At 54.4% G+C, this 17,918-nt stretch carries 17 protein-coding genes; 8 read left to right on the plus strand and 9 right to left on the minus strand.

Going from position 1 to position 17,918, the window contains the following annotated elements:
- The first annotated feature begins 6 nt into the window (after positions 1 to 6).
- From DCS96_RS15900 to ribBA, 4 genes are all read left to right on the plus strand, one after another.
- On the plus strand, positions 7 to 1,041 hold the full coding sequence (locus DCS96_RS15900) for an LLM class flavin-dependent oxidoreductase (protein ID WP_116475381.1): 1,035 nt from the start codon (positions 7 to 9) through the stop codon (positions 1,039 to 1,041).
- A gap of 52 nt (positions 1,042 to 1,093) precedes the next feature.
- A complete protein-coding gene (locus DCS96_RS15905) occupies positions 1,094 to 1,381 on the plus strand; it encodes a DUF1330 domain-containing protein (RefSeq protein WP_116475382.1) in 288 nt (95 codons plus the stop codon).
- A gap of 77 nt (positions 1,382 to 1,458) precedes the next feature.
- On the plus strand, positions 1,459 to 2,187 hold the full coding sequence (locus DCS96_RS15910; RefSeq protein ID WP_116475383.1) for a GntR family transcriptional regulator: 729 nt from the start codon (positions 1,459 to 1,461) through the stop codon (positions 2,185 to 2,187).
- 175 nt (positions 2,188 to 2,362) lie between these two features.
- Entirely contained in the window at positions 2,363 to 3,472 is a 1,110-nt protein-coding gene (gene ribBA / locus DCS96_RS15915; protein ID WP_116475384.1) for a bifunctional 3,4-dihydroxy-2-butanone-4-phosphate synthase/GTP cyclohydrolase II, read from the plus strand.
- A 405-nt stretch (positions 3,473 to 3,877) separates the two neighbouring features.
- Here ribBA and tcdA read toward each other — a convergent pair whose 3' ends face one another.
- Together tcdA and ilvC are read right to left on the minus strand one after the other, a co-directional pair.
- Positions 3,878 to 4,654: a tRNA cyclic N6-threonylcarbamoyladenosine(37) synthase TcdA gene (gene tcdA / locus DCS96_RS15920; RefSeq protein ID WP_116475385.1), complete on the minus strand. Its 777-nt coding sequence runs from the start codon at positions 4,652 to 4,654 to the stop codon at positions 3,878 to 3,880.
- Between the two features lie 1,116 nt (positions 4,655 to 5,770).
- Positions 5,771 to 7,258: a ketol-acid reductoisomerase gene (gene ilvC, locus DCS96_RS15940; protein ID WP_116475388.1), complete on the minus strand. Its 1,488-nt coding sequence runs from the start codon at positions 7,256 to 7,258 to the stop codon at positions 5,771 to 5,773.
- A gap of 136 nt (positions 7,259 to 7,394) precedes the next feature.
- Here ilvC and ilvY point away from each other — a divergent pair, with 136 nt between their 5' ends.
- A complete protein-coding gene (gene ilvY, locus DCS96_RS15945; RefSeq protein ID WP_116475389.1) occupies positions 7,395 to 8,279 on the plus strand; it encodes an HTH-type transcriptional activator IlvY in 885 nt (294 codons plus the stop codon).
- A 54-nt stretch (positions 8,280 to 8,333) separates the two neighbouring features.
- On the opposite strand, the gene DCS96_RS15950 is transcribed toward ilvY, so the two are convergent.
- The 6 genes from DCS96_RS15950 to DCS96_RS15975 form a co-directional block, all read right to left on the minus strand.
- Entirely contained in the window at positions 8,334 to 9,836 is a 1,503-nt protein-coding gene (locus DCS96_RS15950) for an aldehyde dehydrogenase (protein ID WP_116475390.1), read from the minus strand.
- Positions 9,837 to 9,856: 20 nt separating this feature from the next.
- Positions 9,857 to 11,155, minus strand: a complete 1,299-nt coding sequence (locus tag DCS96_RS15955; protein WP_116475391.1) for a TRAP transporter large permease — start codon at positions 11,153 to 11,155, stop codon at positions 9,857 to 9,859.
- 17 nt (positions 11,156 to 11,172) lie between these two features.
- Positions 11,173 to 11,715, minus strand: a complete 543-nt coding sequence (locus DCS96_RS15960) for a TRAP transporter small permease (protein ID WP_116475392.1) — start codon at positions 11,713 to 11,715, stop codon at positions 11,173 to 11,175.
- A 69-nt stretch (positions 11,716 to 11,784) separates the two neighbouring features.
- Positions 11,785 to 12,816 (minus strand): TRAP transporter substrate-binding protein DctP, encoded by a 1,032-nt coding sequence (dctP, locus tag DCS96_RS15965; RefSeq protein ID WP_198650109.1) that lies wholly within the window; start codon positions 12,814 to 12,816, stop codon positions 11,785 to 11,787.
- 82 nt (positions 12,817 to 12,898) lie between these two features.
- Positions 12,899 to 13,765, minus strand: coding sequence for a dihydrodipicolinate synthase family protein (locus DCS96_RS15970; RefSeq protein WP_116475394.1), 867 nt, complete (start codon positions 13,763 to 13,765; stop codon positions 12,899 to 12,901).
- A gap of 12 nt (positions 13,766 to 13,777) precedes the next feature.
- Positions 13,778 to 15,109, minus strand: a complete 1,332-nt coding sequence (locus DCS96_RS15975; RefSeq protein WP_116475395.1) for an NAD(P)/FAD-dependent oxidoreductase — start codon at positions 15,107 to 15,109, stop codon at positions 13,778 to 13,780.
- A 110-nt stretch (positions 15,110 to 15,219) separates the two neighbouring features.
- On the opposite strand from DCS96_RS15975, the gene DCS96_RS15980 reads away from it, so the two are divergent.
- Positions 15,220 to 16,152 carry a LysR substrate-binding domain-containing protein gene (locus DCS96_RS15980; RefSeq protein WP_116475396.1) on the plus strand — a complete coding sequence of 311 codons (933 nt, stop codon included), beginning with the start codon at positions 15,220 to 15,222 and terminating at the stop codon, positions 16,150 to 16,152.
- 155 nt (positions 16,153 to 16,307) lie between these two features.
- Here the strand turns inward: DCS96_RS15980 and DCS96_RS15985 are convergent, their stop codons facing one another.
- Positions 16,308 to 17,354 carry a potassium channel family protein gene (locus tag DCS96_RS15985; RefSeq protein WP_116475397.1) on the minus strand — a complete coding sequence of 349 codons (1,047 nt, stop codon included), beginning with the start codon at positions 17,352 to 17,354 and terminating at the stop codon, positions 16,308 to 16,310.
- Positions 17,355 to 17,474: 120 nt separating this feature from the next.
- Between DCS96_RS15985 and ubiK the strand changes: the two genes are divergently transcribed.
- Entirely contained in the window at positions 17,475 to 17,741 is a 267-nt protein-coding gene (gene ubiK, locus DCS96_RS15990) for a ubiquinone biosynthesis accessory factor UbiK (protein WP_116475398.1), read from the plus strand.
- Entirely contained in the window at positions 17,728 to 17,907 is a 180-nt protein-coding gene (locus DCS96_RS15995; RefSeq protein WP_116475399.1) for an acetyltransferase, read from the plus strand. Before ubiK ends, DCS96_RS15995 begins: the two co-directional genes overlap by 14 nt.
- The last annotated feature ends 11 nt before the right edge of the window (positions 17,908 to 17,918 follow it).

Consider the following 17,918-nt stretch of genomic DNA (forward strand, 5'->3'; position numbering starts at 1 on the left):
GACAGTATGAAATTTTCCCTGTTCCTGCATATGGAAAGATATAACCAGGACAAGAGCCATAAAGAATCTCTGCAAGAACTGGTAGAGCTGGTACAGATGGCCGAAGAAGGCGGCTTTGAAACGGCCTGGATTGGTGAGCACCATGCCATGGAGTTTACCATTGCTCCCAACCCCTTGAGCTACCTGGCCTATTTGGCGGACAAGACCCATTCCATCCGCCTTGGTGCAGGTACTTTTGTGGCTCCTTTCTGGCACCCTATCAAACTTGCCAGCGAGTCGGCCATGATAGATATCATGTCTAATGGCCGTCTGGAGGTAGGCATTGCCCGAGGCGCCTATCAGTGTGAATTCGACCGCATGGCCAACGGCCTGTCGGCCTCCGATGGCGGCAAACACCTGCGTGAAATTGTTCCTGCTGTGCAGAAACTGTGGCAGGGTGACTACGCCCATCAGGGTGAACTGTACTCCTTCCCTACCTCCACTGCGGTACCCAAGCCGGAACAAAGCAAGGTTCCCATGTGGGTCGCGGCACGAGATCCAGATTCGCACAACTTTGCCATCGCCAACGGCTGTAATGTGATGGTCACACCCTTGATGAAAGGCGATGCAGAAGTAGCTGATTTGATGAACAAGTTTGAAGGTGCCGTCAGCAACAACCCCCAGGTTGAGCGTCCCCGCATCATGCTACTGCGCCACACCCACGTACACGCAACCGGCCAGTCTGCGGACATTGGTATTAACGCATTACAAAACTGGTACCTGAACTTTTTCGCTTGGGCAAAGAACGATCAGACCCCGGTAAATGGATTTGTTGCGCCGCTGGCAGAAGATGCAGTGGACGAACTGCCCTTCCTCGCCAAGGAAGCGCTGGCAAAGAACCTGGTAATAGGTACCCCGGAGGAAGTGATAGCTCGCCTCAAATACTATGAAGAAATCGGGATCGACCAGTACAGTTTTTGGATCGACAACAGCCTTTCCATAGAGGAAAAGAAGCAGTCCCTCTCCCTCTTCATCCGGGATGTACTGCCCGCGTTCCAGTAATCCCCCGGTCCCTTCTCCGGGAAGGGACCTTGCTACCCTTACAGGAGTCCGTATGAAAGGCTATTGGATCGCCCATGTGACCGTTAGCAATCCCGACGCCTACCAGGCTTATACTGAGCTGGCTCCCGGCATTTTAGCGGCTTTCGGAGCCAAGCTACTCGCCCGGGGCGGTAAGGCCCAGGTTCTTGAGGGGCAGCCGGGCCGGGATCGCCATGTTGTAATCGAGTTTCCTTCTTACCAGGATGCTTTAAGCTGTTATTATTCCGAGGCTTACCAGCAGGCAATCAAATACCGTGCCGATGCAGCCCAGGCACAGGTTGTCATCGTGGAAGGTCTCTGACAGCCAGAAACCTGCAATATCGCGATGAGCCTTTACCGAGGAAAGACTAACACCCACCAGACACAAGAGGGAAAAGGATGCTCAGACAGCCACTCGATACCATAAAAATAGAGCGCCAGAACATCACGCTCAGGGAAAAGGTCCTGACAACTCTCCGTAAGGCCATTCTGAATTTTCAGCTGCTGCCTGGCGACCGGCTGGTAGAGCGCGATCTGTGCGAACTACTGGGAGTGAGCCGTACTTCGGTACGAGAAGCGCTCCGACATCTGGAGTCAGAAGGCCTGGTCGAGTACCTTGCCAACAAAGGCCCCATCGTTGCCAAAATCACCCTGGAAGACGCAAAAGAAATCTACGAAGTCAGGGCCAGCCTGGAGTCCCTGATCGTGCAGCTGTACTGTATCAACGCCAGTGATAAACAAATTGCTCAGCTGGAAGCCATGTTAAACCTGCTGACACGCCGTCTGAGCGACAGCGATTTGCCGAACATAGTTGAAAGTGTCAATGACTTCTATAACCTGCTGTTCGAAGGCTGTGGCAACCGCACGGCGGCCCAGTCACTCAAGCAGTTGCAAGCCAGAATCAACCTGCTCAGGGCGACCTCCGTTTCCCAGAAAGACAGGTATCAGGCCAGTATCGAAGAAATGAATGCCATCGTCAAAGCCATCAAAGAGCGCGATCTTGTCGCCGCTCACCAGGCGTGCATTATTCACGTAAAAAACGCCTCTGAAGTCGCACTCAAAGCCATGGCAGAAAAGGAAGGCCAGCCAGTACCCAGCATATTTGAGGCCATTTCAGACCTCCGATAAATACCTCGCTTTAGGCTCTACTATTCCTATCTTAAAGCCGAGGTTCAGTTGAGGCAATTACTGTTTCCCTTCCTCCATTTCCGAGGCAGGAATCGGCAGGCCACAAACAGGCGATACCAGCCTCAAGAGTGATTTTGTGCAATAACGGTTGAGTTGGATAACAATGGAGAACCCCATGGCTTTAAGCAGTACCCAGGAAATCATCGAAGATATCCGTCAGGGAAAAATGGTCATTCTGATGGATGATGAAGACCGGGAAAACGAAGGTGATCTGATTATGGCCGCCGAACATGTGCGCCCGGAAGACATCAATTTCATGGCAAAGTACGGCCGGGGACTGATTTGTCTGACCTTGACCGATGCCCGTTGCCGCCAGCTGAATATTCCCCAGATGGTCAGCCATAACACCGAGCAGTACTCCACCGCCTTTACCGTGTCAATTGAGGCCGCCGAAGGAGTGACCACCGGCATTTCCGCCGCCGACCGGGCCCGTACTGTACAGGCAGCGGTGGCCAAGGACGCCAAGCCGAGCGATCTGGTGCAGCCGGGGCACATTTTTCCGCTCAAGGCCCAGAACGGAGGCGTCCTAACCCGTGCCGGCCATACCGAAGCCGGTTGTGATCTGGCCCGGCTGGCTGGACTGGAGCCCTCATCTGTGATCGTCGAGATCCTCAATGAAGACGGTACCATGGCTCGTCGTCCAGACTTGGAAGTTTTTGCAAAAGAGCACGACATCAAGCTCGGCACCATCGCCGATCTGATCGAATACCGTAACCAGAACGAAACCACCATAGAGCAGTTGGCACAATGCCACTGGCCAACCGATTTTGGTACATTCGAACTGGTCACCTTCCGTGATACCATCGACGATCAAGTGCATTTCGCCCTAAAAAAAGGCGAGATTAAGGCTACCGAGCCCACTCTGGTGCGTGTACATCTGTACGATACCCTGGCCGACGAACTGATGGGGCAGAGACCTTTTCCAAGGATATGGACTCTGGAGCAGAGCATGATTAGGATTGCTTCCGAAGGCGGCTTGCTGGTGCTGGTCAGTAAAAATGATACGAGCAGAAGCTTGCTACGGCGTCTTAGAATGTTCGAAGCCATAGATAAAGGCGAACATCCTGAGCTAGTCAAGAAGTATGGTCCTTCGCGCGATGTGGGTATCGGCTCACAGATATTAAGGGCAATGGGCGTTGGCAAGATGCGCCTGATGAGCACGCCAAAGCATTACCATGCCTTATCGGGCTTCGGGCTTGAAATCGTGAGCTATGTGACGGATTGACGAACTGTGTCTACACCTGCTCCATGGCCGTCAGCAAGGGCTGTCGAACAGGCCACAAATGCTGTAGCTGATTAGCTTGATCGCCTAATGTTATACCGGCTTATCCACCAGTGCGGCGCGGAAAAGAGCACCGTAAAGTCAGGCTTCTGCCTCGATCCGCAAGCAATTTATCTGGCGTCGGCCCAGCGCAACTAGCAGCACGTCAGCCAGCCCCGGCGCACTGTAATCCTTCCCCGATGAAGCAGGTGTCGATTGCCCTTGGTTTCGGTTGCGTGACAGTAAGGACAGTACATAGCGCCTTCCGGCCGTTATTGTAAATAAGCGGGTATCCGCTTGCCGGATTGAATATAGCTGTCAGCGTCAAGCTACCTCTTAACAACTGGTTTTTGCTGACGTTGATGGCTGCTAACCCTTTTGTGCCAGTTTGCCCAATATCCGGCTGACCATAAAGAAGCCGAAGGTGGCGGTGATATGGGTGATGGCGCCGAAACCGGAGGCACAGTCCATCTTCATGGTGCCGTCCGATTCCTTCTTGGTGCTGCAGATCCCCCCGGCACCGTCCGGATAACGGGGCTGTTCTGTGGAGAACACACAGTCCACGCCGAACTTGCGCTTGGGATTCTTGCTGAAGTGATGGAAACGGCGCAGATCGCCACGCACCTTGGCGGCCAGGGGGTCCTGGATGGTCTTGCTGAGATCGGCAATCCGGATCTGGCTCGGATCTGTCTGCCCCCCGGCACCTCCGGCGCTAATCACAGGTATCTTGTTGCGCTTGCAATAGGCAATCAGAGCCACCTTGGCCTTGACCGAATCGATGGCATCCAACACATAATCGAACTCTGCCAGTAAGTGCTCGGCCAGGTTATCCGAGCTGATAAAGTCATCGACCACCCTCACCCGGCAGTCGGGATTGATGAGCGCAATGCGCTCGGCCATGGCCAGGGTCTTTTCCTGACCAATCTGGTTGTTGAGGGCATGGATCTGGCGGTTGGTATTGGTGATGCAGATATCGTCCATGTCGATCAGGGTGATGGCGCCGACGCCGGAGCGGGCCAGGGCTTCAGCCGCCCAGCTGCCCACACCACCGATACCGATCACACACACATGGGCCGCCGCAAACCGGGCCAGGGCCTCTGCCCCGTACAGGCGGGCGATGCCCCCGAAACGCTCGTCAAAACTCATTGACCACTCCCCTTGATTGAGCGGGCATTATATCAGTAGTAACGGGGACTGGAGCACCCAAATCCCCAGTCCCTTCACAACAACGAGTAGGGTGAGCCGTTGCCGCCTCATCCCTCTATCAGAACCGTACGTACGGATCTCGTATACGGCTCATGCATACTTACATTCAGCCTATGGGCTGAACACATACCCTGTCCTGACCTCTTCAAGATTAACCAGACCCCGCTCGTTGAACCATCGGTTTTGCATCGCATAACTGGCCAGCGGGCTTCGGGCATTTCACCAACTCGCCATGCGGATGTACCGGAACGGCGGCCTGTATCCCCGCTGTTTCAGCCGGCGGTGCACCCGTGACGGCTTCTTCCACAACTTGAGCTGAATACTGAGCAACCTGCGCCTTGGCCTTCTGGCGCAATGGCAATGTACTAAAGTGAGCCGAAACTACTCCCCTGTACGGTTTCTCGCCCCAGTACGCTGCTTCCGCAGTGAACCGGTCCGGAATACCCCGATAGCAAGTCGGCTTGTGTACCACTGAAAAAAAAACATCTGCTCATCACAGACTTAAAGTACGCTTCCTCCCTTCGCAACACCGACGGCTTTTGACACGCCGCTGCTCCATCAGACGCCATGCTGATGGTCAGTCCGGTTTTCTCCTCCACACCATTACTGGGCTTCCCAGGCCGGACCTTACTCACTACTACGGATTCATCTGCCACCTCGCACCAACACAGACCTCGGCTCTCACCTGGCGTCTGTGCTTCCGACTTGTCGCCGGAGCTGATGCCAGCCTTCCCCAGCTACTGCACTGGCTCCCTGCCAGAGACGCCACCCTCAAGCACGCAACAGGTCTGACTGAGTATCGGGCTTTGCGTTATTTTGCACGCTTACCCACCTGTCACGCCGAATCAGGTTCACTTGCGTTGTGTGCCTCTGACTTCCTATGGCTTCCTTCAGACCCTGCCGTTGGCCAGCAGCGCCCTTGCCATTCGGATTATCTTTCCCTCATTCGGGGTGATTCAAGTTTCTTTCAACCTGACGGGTTTGCCAGCTTCGCTGGGCAAACAAAAAGGGAGGCTTGCGCCTCCCTGTTATTACAGCTCTGTTTATTATTAGCTATTAACCACCGACGGCGATGTTTTTCATGTCGGTCATGTAGGAACGCAGGGTCTTGCCGATGGCCTCAACCGGGTGGTTGCGAATGGCTTCGTTCACGTCGATCAGGCGACGGTTATCAACGGAGTTGGACTCAACCTTGATGGTCTTGCCAATCACGTCGGTGCCGACTTTCGGCATGAACTGCTCGCGCAGCAGCGGTACGGCGGCGTTGGCAAACAGATAGTTACCGTACTCGGCGGTATCGGAGATAACCACGTTCATTTCGTACAGGCGCTTGCGGGCTACGGTGTTGGCGATCAGCGGCAGCTCGTGCAGTGACTCGTAGTAGGCAGACTCGTCGATGATACCGGAGGCAGTCATGGCTTCGAAGGCCAGCTCAACACCAGCCTTGACCATGGCCACCAGCAGGATGCCGTTATCGAAGTATTCCTGCTCGTCGATGACAACATCGGTAGCCGGATACTGTTCAAAGCCGGTCTGGCCGGTTTCTTCACGCCAGGTGAACAGGTTCTTGTCGTCGTTGGCCCAGTCGGCCATCATGCCGGCAGAGAAGTTGCCTTCAATGATGTCATCCATGTGCTTGTTGAACAGCGGACGCATCAGCTCTTTCAGCTCTTCGGCCAGGTCGAACGCCTTGATCTTGGCCGGGTTGGACAGACGGTCCATCATGTTGGTGATGCCGCCCTGCTTGAGGGCTTCGGTGATGGTTTCCCAGCCGAACTGGATCAGCTTGCCGGCATAACCGGCGTCGATGCCTTCGGCAACCATCTTCTCGTGACAGACGATGGCACCGGCTTGCAGCATGCCACACAGGATGGTCTGCTCGCCCATCAGGTCGGATTTCACTTCGGCAACGAAAGAGGACTCCAGTACACCGGCACGGTCGCCGCCGGTGGCGGAAGCCCAGGCCTTGGCGATGGCCAGGCCTTCACCCTGAGGATCGTTTTCCGGGTGGACGGCGATCAGGGTAGGAACACCGAAACCACGCTTGTATTCTTCGCGTACTTCGGTACCCGGGCACTTGGGCGCAACCATCACGACGGTGATGTCCTTGCGGATCTGCATGCCTTCTTCAACGATGTTGAAGCCATGAGAGTAACCCAGGGCGGCGCCTTCTTTCATCAGCGGCATAACGGCATTAACGGCAGAGGTGTGCTGCTTGTCCGGGGTCAGGTTCATCACCAGATCGGCGGTGGGGATCAACTCTTCGTAGGTACCCACGTTAAAGCCGTTTTCGGTGGCCTGCTGGAAAGACTTGCGCTTTTCTTTAATCGCTTCGGCGCGCAGGGCATAGGATACGTCCAGACCGGAGTCACGCATGTTCAGGCCCTGGTTCAGACCCTGGGCGCCACACCCAACGATAACCACCTTCTTGCCTTTCAGGTAGTTACAACCGTCGGCAAACTCGGCACGGTTCATAAAACGGCACTTGCCGAGCTGCTCGAGCTGCTGACGCAGATTCAGGGTGTTGAAATAGTTAGTAGCCATGACCTTTGCTCCAATTAATCCGTTTAATTTGAATTTCTGCACCGCCTGGCGGTGACGACCCAAACACTATACCCCAGGCTTTTCATTGCTTGAAATGATATATTCGGAATAGAGTCTTTCATTTTGTGAAACGTTAATGGATTTTCGCCACCTCGAACTGTTTGTCCATTTAAGCCAGAGCCTGCACTTCGGTCACACCGCCGATGCCATGGCGGTGAGCCCCTCCACCCTCAGCCGGGCGATACAGCGGCTGGAGCAGGATGTCGGCTGTGAGCTGCTGATCCGTGACAATCGGACCGTTACCCTGACTCCGGCCGGTGCCCGCCTGCAGCAGTTTGCCCAAGGCTGGCTGGCCGACTGGCAGATCCTGAAGGAAGAGCTGAAACACGGCGATGACAGCCTGCAGGGCCGACTGCGCGTGTTCTGCTCGGTGACCGCCAGCTATTTTCTGCTACCGGGCATCCTGGAGCGTTTCCGCAGCCGTTACCCCCGGCTGGAAATCCGTCTGGAAACCGGCGACCCGGCGCTGGCCATCGACAAAATACTGGATGACGAATCAGAGCTGGCCATCGCTGCCCGCCCGGACGCCCTGCCCGCCAAGGTGCACTTCATCAACCTGCAGACAGTGCCCATGGTATTTATTGCCCCCACCTCGGCCGGGCCGGTCAGCGAACTGCTGGAACAGCGCCCGCTGGACTGGCGCCGGCTGCCGGTGATTGTTTCCGAGCACGGGGTGGCCCGCAAGCGGGCCAACCAGTGGTTCAAGGCCAAGGGTATCAGCCCCAATATCTACGCCGAAGTGGCCGGCAACGAGGCGATTATCGGCATGGTGGCGCTGGGGTTCGGTATCGGTGTGGTGCCCAGGGTGGTCATCGATCACAGTCCCATGGGCGACAAGGTGCGGGTGCTGTCGCCCAGCCCGGCACTCAAGTCCATCGAGGTGGGAGTCTGCCTGCTGAAGAAACGGCTCGACGATCCGCTGATCCGCGCCTTCCAGCAGACAGCGCTGGCGCCGTCGTAGTAGAGCGTAGTGGCCAATATTACTTGGCCACTATAGTTGGCAAGCGGTTGGAGATTACTTTAGCTGGATCCAGGTGGTTTTCAGCTGGCAGTACTGATCGTGAGCAAACACGGACTTGTCCCGCCCACCAAATCCTGACAGTTTGTAGCCACCAAATGGAGTAGTCATATCTCCTTCTGAGAAGCAGTTCACCGATACTGTGCCAGCCCGGATTGCCGCTGATACCCTATGCGCGACATTCAGATCGTTGCTATAGAGCGATGCAGCTAGTCCATAGCAGGTATCATTGGCGATCTGCACCGCTTCGTCTTCGGTGTCGAACGTGATTACGGCTAGGACAGGACCAAAAACTTCCTCCTGAGCAATAGTCTGATCGTTAGTCACGTTATCGAAGATGGTCGGCGCAACGAAGTAACCTCCGCTCTCCGGGAACAGCCGCTCACCACCGGCCACCAAGCGACAACCTTCCTGCTTCGCTTTGTCGATATAGCTCAATACCTTGTTCATATGGCCTTCATCGATCAGCGCACCAAGCTGATTTTCCGGGTTGAGCGGATTTCCGGTCTTCCATTGATCCAGCCGTTGCAACATTTTCTCCAGCAATTGCTCCTTAATTGAGCTGTGTACGAGCAGCCGGGAACCTGCGGAACAGTTTTCACCCATATTCCAGAATGCAGAGGCTACGATTTGCTCTGCGACTGCATCCAGATCGGCTATATCCGGCATGACAATCTGCGGGTTTTTACCGCCGCACTCAAGTACCACCTCTTTCAGGTTGCTGCGAGCGGAATATTCCAGAAACATACGACCAACTTCTGTCGAGCCGGTAAAGGCTACTACGTCGATATCCGGATGTAGGCCAATAGCACCACCGGCACTGGCACCAGAACCAGGAACAACGTTAAGAACACCTGCAGGCAGCCCCGCCTGGTGGGCTAACTCAGCCATAAACAAGGTACTCATCGATGTCAGTTTGGCCGGTTTGGCTATCACGCTATTACCGGTGATTAATGCTGGCCCCAGCTTCCAGCCCGCCATTAGTACAGGGAAGTTCCAGGGTAGTACTACGCCAACCACTCCGGCTGGCTCGCGAGTCACTAGGCTCAGCGTATTTCTGCCGGTCGGAGTTACCTGATCAAACAACTTGTCCGCAGATTCTGCGTGAAAGCGGATGGCATTAGCGGTCTCCGGCAGATCCACGGCATAACATTCGCCCACCGGCTTTCCGGACTCGATTGATTCGATGATGGCCAGCTCCATCAAATTTTCCTCAATGAGATCCGCCCAGCGGCACATCACTTTCTTACGGTCGGCCGGGGCCATCTTAGACCAAACACCCGCTTCGAAAGCGCTTCGGCCAGCTTGCACTGCACTGTCGATATCATCCGCTGCACAGCTGGCGATCTGTGCAAGTGACTTTCCGGTGGCCGGGTTTAGAGTGGTAAAGGTTTTACCTGACAGTGCATCCACATACCTGCCATTGATAAAGGCTCGGGTTGGTAACTCCAGATTAGCCAACATGTTTTGGCACTGCTGTTGGGTAATAGCTTCAGACATAGTAAATTCCTGCTTTTGTTTTAGTCGAGATAACCCATCACTCGCGGCAGGTAGAGAGCCAGCGGCGACCAATAGGTAGTAACCAGCATCACTGGCAAGGCTGCGAAGGCCATGAAGCCCAATGCTGGGCGCATAACCTGCGACATTCCCACCTTTCCGACACGGCAAGTCATGAAGAGTATTGGAGCCATTGGCGGGCTATTGCAGCCGATCACCACGCTGGTGCCCACAATCGCCGCGAAATGAATCGGATCAACACCGATGCTTTCCATCACTGGTAGTAGTAACGGACTGATAATCGCCACGACGCTGACGTCATCCATAATCATGCCTAGCAGTATGAGGAAGATATTTACCACCAGTAGGATCAGCAGCTTGTCTTGAAATATGTTCATCAGCAGTTCGGTCAGTTCCTGAGGCACGCGCTCAAAAGTGAAGATACGGCTGGACACAAAAGAGAAGACCAGAATCACCATAATCACGCCTGTGGTTGTTGCTGCATCAACCAGGCAACGAATGGTCTTTTTCAGGTCCAGTTCGCGATAGACAAACAGCCCTACGGGGATGGCATAGGCCACTGCCACCGCAGCTGCTTCTGTCGGGGTAAAGATGCCGCCATAAATACCCCCAAGGATGATCACCGGAAGCATCAGGGCCGGGAAGGCTTTCCAGATATTGTTATTCACCTCCACCACACGTTGGCGGAAGCTCAGTACCTCGTTGGGTTGATCCGGCTGCAGGCGCATCTTGATCCAGTTCATCAGGCAGAGTACCAGGATCAACAGTATTCCGGGACCGATGGTGGCCAGAAAGCAGGCCGTTACCGACTGGCGGGTCACGACGGCATAGAGGATCATGGTGATACTTGGCGGAATCAGGAGGCCTAGCAGAGAGGAGATTCCCAACAGCGCGCTGGTGTACTCGCGCTTATAGCCGTGCTTTTCCATGGGGTCGATCATGATAGTGCCAATGGAGGCAACTGCCGCGGAGGCAGTGCCGGAGATGGCACCAAAGATGCCACAGGCCACCACCATTGAGGACCCCATACCGCTGCGGGAACGCCCCACCAGCGCTTCAACAAAATGCACCAGCCGGGCCGCCATGCCTCCCGCCTGCATCAGGTAGCCGGTCATTACGAACAGTGGCAACGCCAGCAGGACCGTAGAGTTGACCGACCAGAAGCCGGTGGTCATTAGAGACGATATCTCAACGTCATAGACAATAGAGAGAATAAAGGTCATGGCAGCGAAGGAGAAAACAACCGGTACACCGATCATCATCAGTGCCACCACCGCAAGTATTGCGAATAAAGCGCCCATAATAATTCCCTGAAAATCTAACAGTTGTCGTCTGATATCACGGGATGTAGCAACGTACCCGAATGCAGCAGGGCGTTTAAGTCCTCCAAGAGATCCCGTATCAGGTAGAAGCAGAACAGCAGTGCTGCAACAAACAGGCTACTCTGGGAGAGATACCAGGGCAGCTGAAAGACAGGAGTAGTCTGGCCCTTATTAATTCCCCACTGGAGCAGGTCATAGCTCCAGGTGACAAACATCACAGCCATCAGCAACGAGATAAGAGTCGCTAGCAAACGCATAACCTGGATCGTTTTCGGATGACTGCAGACAACCTGAACAAAATCAGCACTCAGATGGGAGCGTTCGCGGGAGGCAAGGACTGCGCCCAACATGTAGATCCACATGGCCATCATCAGAATCAGCTCTTCAAGGCCAAACAGCGGCGCATCCAGCACCGCACGGGTAAAGATACCCAGCGCCAGCATAAACGCGATAGCGGCACTGATAAGCCCCAAAACAGGCTTGATCAGGAAAACCAACACAACGTCGATGCTCGCTATCAAAGCAAGTAGCTTGGACATAGGATTCTCCTGTTACAGGAATCATAAAACAGCGGGCGGTAGGGTAACCGCTCACTGTTAAGCTTGGGATTACTGAGGTAGAAGAGCGTTGGTGCGGATAGTCTCCATGACCTCAGGACCGAAGCTTTTCTCCGCTTGGGGCCAGATTTCCTCACGCACTCGACTGACTAAATCATTCAGCTGTGTACCCTGTAAATCGATATATTTCATGCCTCCTTCCTGTGCTTTGGCAATCCATTTTTCTTCCTCAGCTCGCCCATTCTCGAACTGTTTGGTGATCACCACTTCCGCTGCGCTTTCAATGATTCGGCGATCCTCTTCATCCAATTTTCCCCAAGACTCCTGGCTCATAATCAAAGCAGCAGCAGAGAAGTTGTGCTTGGTATGGGTATAGTGGGTCAACAGATCACCGAAGTACTCATAGTCCCAGTAGATGACGTTGCTGCCATCACCATCAACGACCCCCGTCTGCAGCGAGGTGTAGACCTCGTTCCAATCGATTGGAATTGCCTGGTAACCCAGAGCATTGACAGTTTGCGGCAGAGGGAAGAAGGTTTGGGAGCGAATCTTGATGCCTCTGGCCTCCTCAATAGTCGAGGCCTGCACATCCTTGGTGGCGATGCCGCCAAAACCTTCCGGATAAGGGCCGAAGTACTTCAGACCGACTTCGTTGTAGATTGGATCAATTGCCTTCCGGAGCCAGCCATCCTTACCGTAAGCTTTCAGGGCATTTTCCCAGTCCAGCACCAGGTAAGGCAGGTTATTGATACCCAGGCGTTGGTCGTAGGAAGTCTGCGGCCAGGTGATCATCATATCGATGTTACCCTTCACCAGCTGGTCGAACATCTCCTGCTGACTCCCCAGCTCTCCCTGATAGTAGATATTGGTCTTGATGCGGCCACCAGACTTCTCCTTAATCAGATCGGCCCACAGCTCCATCGATTTGCCGATCGGCGATGACTTATCGCCTTCAACGGTCGCCAGGCGAAGCTTGAAGGAGTCGTTACTGGCCATTGTCTGAGTTGACAATACTGCCGCACCAGCGCAGACCACAAGAGTTATTGCACGAATGCCGAACTTCATTTTCTTTAAGATTTCCATATCTACCTCATTGTTTTACATTACTTTTATATCAACCGAACAGATGTGGGTCAGCAGCCTAATGCCCGACTGTTCGGATCATTCAGTCCAGCAGTGCTAGACGCTGGCGGATTTCGTCAACGGCTTCATCGGTAGGCGGCAGCACGGGCATACGGCACTCACCTACCGAGGTGCTGCGCAGGTTGGTTGCCCGCTTTACCGAAGAGTTGTATTCGTTGAGCCAGAAGTAGAGGTTGAGTGGTTCCATCTTCTTCCAGAGCGCGCGGGCTTCATGCAGATCTCCTGCTTGAACCAGGCTCCACAACCGGGCACACTCAGCCGCCATTGCATTGGCTCCACCCCATATACAACCGGTGACGCCGGCCGACATGGCGTAGAAGGCCAGCGGATCGCAACCGTTAAACACCTTTCCACCCACTTCCAGCAGCTCCAGCTGACGAACCAGATCTCCAGTGCTGTCCTTGATAGAGCCGACATTGTCCAATTCCAGCAAGCGACGATAGAGCTGTGCATCAATGTCAAAGCCACTGTGAACGGGAATGTTGTAAAGCATTATCTCGGTCTCGATGGCGTTATTTATTGCTTCATAGAAACGCATGACACCACTCTCACCGGGACCTTCGAAGTAAGGGGGTAATACCATTACCGCATCGGCTCCCAAGTCCTGTGCATGCCGCGCCCAGTTAATACCGTCACTTTCTCGAATGGCGGAGGTGTTCACGATTATTCCAGCACGGCCCTGCACATGACGAGTCCCCACCTCGATAATATGTCGGCGTTCTTCGTTGCTCAGGAAAGCAAATTCCCCGGTGCCACCGCAAAACACGATGCCGTCCGCACCGGCTTCAATCAGGCTGTCCAAATGTGCCTTAAATGCGCCCTCGTCAAAATTTTCATCTGCTGCAAAGGGAGTGCAGGTCGCGATGTAGATTCCACTTAAGTCAGCCATTATTTACTCCTCTTATTTTTCCAGGCCGACGCCAATAGATCGTCTAGCAAGGTCTAGGGTGACACCTAGCTTCAGGATGAAGCCAGGCGGAACAAGGTTCGGTCTTGGGTAGCTCAGCAACAGGTCTCCCAGTTCGGAGCGCTGACCAGCCAGGTGTTCGGCGATTAGCTTGCCCATAATGGTCCCTTTGGTAATGCCGACGCCATTCATGCAGAAAGCACCGTAGATATTCTCCTGCAGCTGGCCAAACACCGGCGCACCATTACGTGACAGGCAGAGAGCACCACCCCAGGTGTATTCAAAGTCGACATTGGAGAGCATAGGGAAACGGCGTTCGAAGGACTGGCGATGCTCATCATGCATCCGTTTCAGCATTCGAGGGCTGGCGCGGAATTGGTCGGCATAGCTGTAGGTATGACGCACCAGCAACCGATTATCGAGAGTTTTTCGCAGCGAAGAGCCAAAGGCATCAGCCGGTATGATCCCCCAGCTGTTATCTCCACCCAGCCGCTTTAGCTCTTCGTCAGTGAGTACCCGGGTCATGCTGCCGTAAGTCATAAAAGGGATAAGATGGTGCTGATAGAACCCCAGGTACTGGGCATATCCGTTGTTGGCCAGTATCAACTGACTTGCCCTTACCTCACCTTTGTCACTGCGCAGGCAGATCGGCTGGTTGTACAGCACCTCTTTCACCGGGCTATTTTCATACAGGGTGACATTGTCCGGCAGGCTGTCCGCGAGATGTTGGACCATGGCCGCTGGCTGTACCAAGACCGCCCCTGGTGTATGTATGCCTCTTCGGTAGTAATCAGAGCCGGTAATTGAACACATCTCATCAGCGGACAACCAGTGATAGGGTTCCTTCAGACTATCCAGCACCTTAGAGAAGCCTTGCAGCTTCGCTTCTCCGGCTAAGGTCGCTGCGGCGTGGATCTTACCGAGCTCTTCCCAATCACTACTGTCGTAATCTGAGTTGAGAACGCCTTCTTTCAAATAAGCCAGACCGGCTCGGTTAATGCGAGTTTGTCGGCTAGTTTCCTCCAAGCCATCGACAAAACTTTTGGACCGCATATCATGGGCCAGATCGATAGCAAAACCGGAACTGCGACCGGCGGCACCAATGCCGACCTCTTGCGCCTCTAGCAGAGCAATTCGCTTATGTGGAAGAAGCTCCCCCAGACGGCGGGCTGCCGCCAGCCCGGTATAGCCAGCCCCTACCACCGCGATATCAAACTGCTCGATACCTCTCAGCAGCTTTGCAGACATGCGTTTAGGTAAACTCTCGTACCAAGCGCATCGATTGTCATCGGCAGGCAGAAGCCTGACTCGTTGGGTGTTGACCATTCTGTTGCTGGCTCCGTAAGCCTGATGTTATTGTCTTGAGGTGAGGAGTATCCAAATTTTTACAAATGTGGACAAACGATCAATTTGAAAGTAACACTTGAGATTTTGCGATGCATAGCAACAAAAAAACACTTCCACCTCTGAATGCATTGCGGGTATTCGAAGCGGCAGCGCGGCACTCCAGTTTCAAACAGGCAGCGGAGGAGCTCTTCGTAACCCAATCGGCCATAAGTCGCCAGATTCAGGTATTGGAGGAGTATTACGGTACGCCACTTTTTCTTCGGAAAACTCGAAAAGTGGAGCTCACTTCAGAGGGGAGGATCCTGTTTCAGGCTACCTCTCAGGCACTGGACTGCATTGCTGCCGCCTCCCATGAGGTGTTTGTAAAACAGAAGCGTGGTTATCTCACAATTGCCAGCACCATCACTTTTTCGACTCTATGGCTGATGCCGCGAATGCAGAACTTGCGGGACTGCTATCCTGACATTCAGCTGCACTTGATGACCTGCGAGGCCAGCCCGAAACTTCACGATGCTTTTGATATTGCTATAACCTTGGGTCATGAAGAAACGCCAGGCTTTGATGCGACCCCATTGTTTGAGGAAGAAACTTTTCCAGTTTGTACACCTGAGTTTCTCGCTCAGCACCCCGAACTAAAAAGCATCGACGGCCTATTTCAGGTCCCTTTGTTGGAGCTGAACCGGAACCATTGGAAATATAAAAGGTGGACACCTATTAACTGGGAACGTTGGTTTCAAGCGAATGGTATAGAGAACCGAGCACATAACACTGTTATGAGCTTTAACCACTTCCCGCTGGTTATGGATGCAGCCCGGAAGCATATGGGAGTTGCTTTAGGGTGGGCGCACCTAGTGAGTCATGACCTTGAACAAAACCGTTTAATACGTCCCATATCAGACAGTTATGTCCTCAAGGATCGTAAACACTACCTCATCGTGAGGGAGGAGCTCAAGGACACCTCCGAGGTAAAGCAGTTCAAAAGCTGGCTAATTTCACAAATTAAACTGTCCAGGGTTAGTTGACCACTACACATCGCGACGCCGGTTACACAAGAGGTGTCCATTTCAGCTTCCGGAGTACAAGGAGAACAAAAGGATCGGCTCTACCGAATGAGTATCAGATCAAATCAGAGCTAATACATTTAATAGTCTCGGGACAACCATCGCAGCCTCAGGCACTACTCCCAGCTGATATCCGTACTCTGCAACCGCTCCGGACAAATGTAGTAGAGGAAACAGCCGCCATGAACCGGGGCCTCCGCTGCCGGGTTCAGGGTGATATCCTGGCCGCTGGCCTGGCTGGAGGTGCCCAGCAGGGTGGCATTGTGCTGTTGCTTGAAACGACTCAGCAGGTTGCCATAGGTCAGCGCCCCCGCACTCTGCGGCACCTGGATGCGGTACAGAGTCGGGCCCAGCAGTGTGGAGAAAATCTGCTCCTGGATCAGGCTGGCGCCCGGGTCCTGCAGCGAGCGGACCAGGATTTCCGCCTCCTTGGAGCTGGACACCTCCACATTGGGGCAATGCAGGCGCAACAATTCCGCCTTGCTGGCCTCGGTAAACCAGGCGCACAAGTGCGCCTCCGGGGCCGCCTTGGCCGACAGCGCCAGCGAGGTGGTCAGGGTCTGGTCGTCATCTTCCCCGTCCACCAAAATGCGGCCGGCCCGAGCCAGCCCCACCCGCGCCAGTTCCTCGGGATTGGTAAAGGACTGCAGGTGGGCAAATTTGACCTGGTCACGCTCGGGAAAGGGATGCTCCATATCCTGGGTCACGCACAGCAGTATTTCCTGTTCGCGGCTGGCACTGTCGGCCAGCAGCAAATCGACGATACGTTCGGTCTGCATACCGTTCCAGCCGAACAACAGCGTATGGCCGGAAAAATGTGAATAGTCCGCCTTGCCTGACATACCTCTCCTTACCCAGGTGACCAGTGTCTGGGTCAATTTACCAATAAAACTGCCGAACACCAGCAGGCCGAAGGGGATCTGGTACAGGGCCACTGCCCAGCGGCCCGCGTCGGTCACCGGCGAATAGTCGCCAAAGCCGACGGTGCTGATCACCACGGCATTGTAATAGAAAAAAACCGACGGCGCCGCCAGCTCCGTCTCCCCAGCCAGGTGAAGCAACAGCCAGCTGCCTCCCCCCTGCAGCAGCAGCAGCACCATCAGGTTTTGCCAGCTGAGGCGACGGGTCAGGCGACGAAGCAGACGGGCGAGCAGATGAAACATGGCTATCTCATTTGGAGCTTGGTCACCTAAAGCTACTTGTTTCGTGCCAAAATGAAAAGTCTGACCTGCCCGTAGCCGGCAAATAGGGGTAAAATGCAACCAATAGCCAAGGAGACAAGCATGCTAGACCCGAAGAAACTGGAAGACATCGCCAAACAAATCCAAAATAGCCTGCCCAGCGGGCTGAAGAATATGGGTGAAGAAGCGGAAAAGCGCATTCGTACCGTGCTGCAGGCACAGCTGGGCAAGCTGGATATGGTGACCCGGGAAGAATTCGACGTTCAGACCAAGGTGCTGCTGCGCACCCGGGAAAAGCTGAACGAAATGGAAGCCAAGCTGGCGCTGCTCGAGCGCAGGTTGACCGACAGCCAGGATGAACAACTCTGAGTTAGCCGAGCAGGTACGTCAGGCCTGCCTGCATGCGGCCCTGACCGCCTATGAAGAGGGAGGCCTGCTGGGCCTGTGCCAACAAGGCCGCTTCGAACTGGCCATGGATGCCGTCCGCACCCTGGATCTGAACCGGCTGCCCAACCAGGCGGGAGAACAGGAATAGGGAACACCCAT

The organism is Zobellella maritima, from assembly GCF_003075035.1.
In the GTDB taxonomy this organism is placed as follows: domain Bacteria; phylum Pseudomonadota; class Gammaproteobacteria; order Enterobacterales; family Aeromonadaceae; genus Oceanimonas; species Oceanimonas maritima.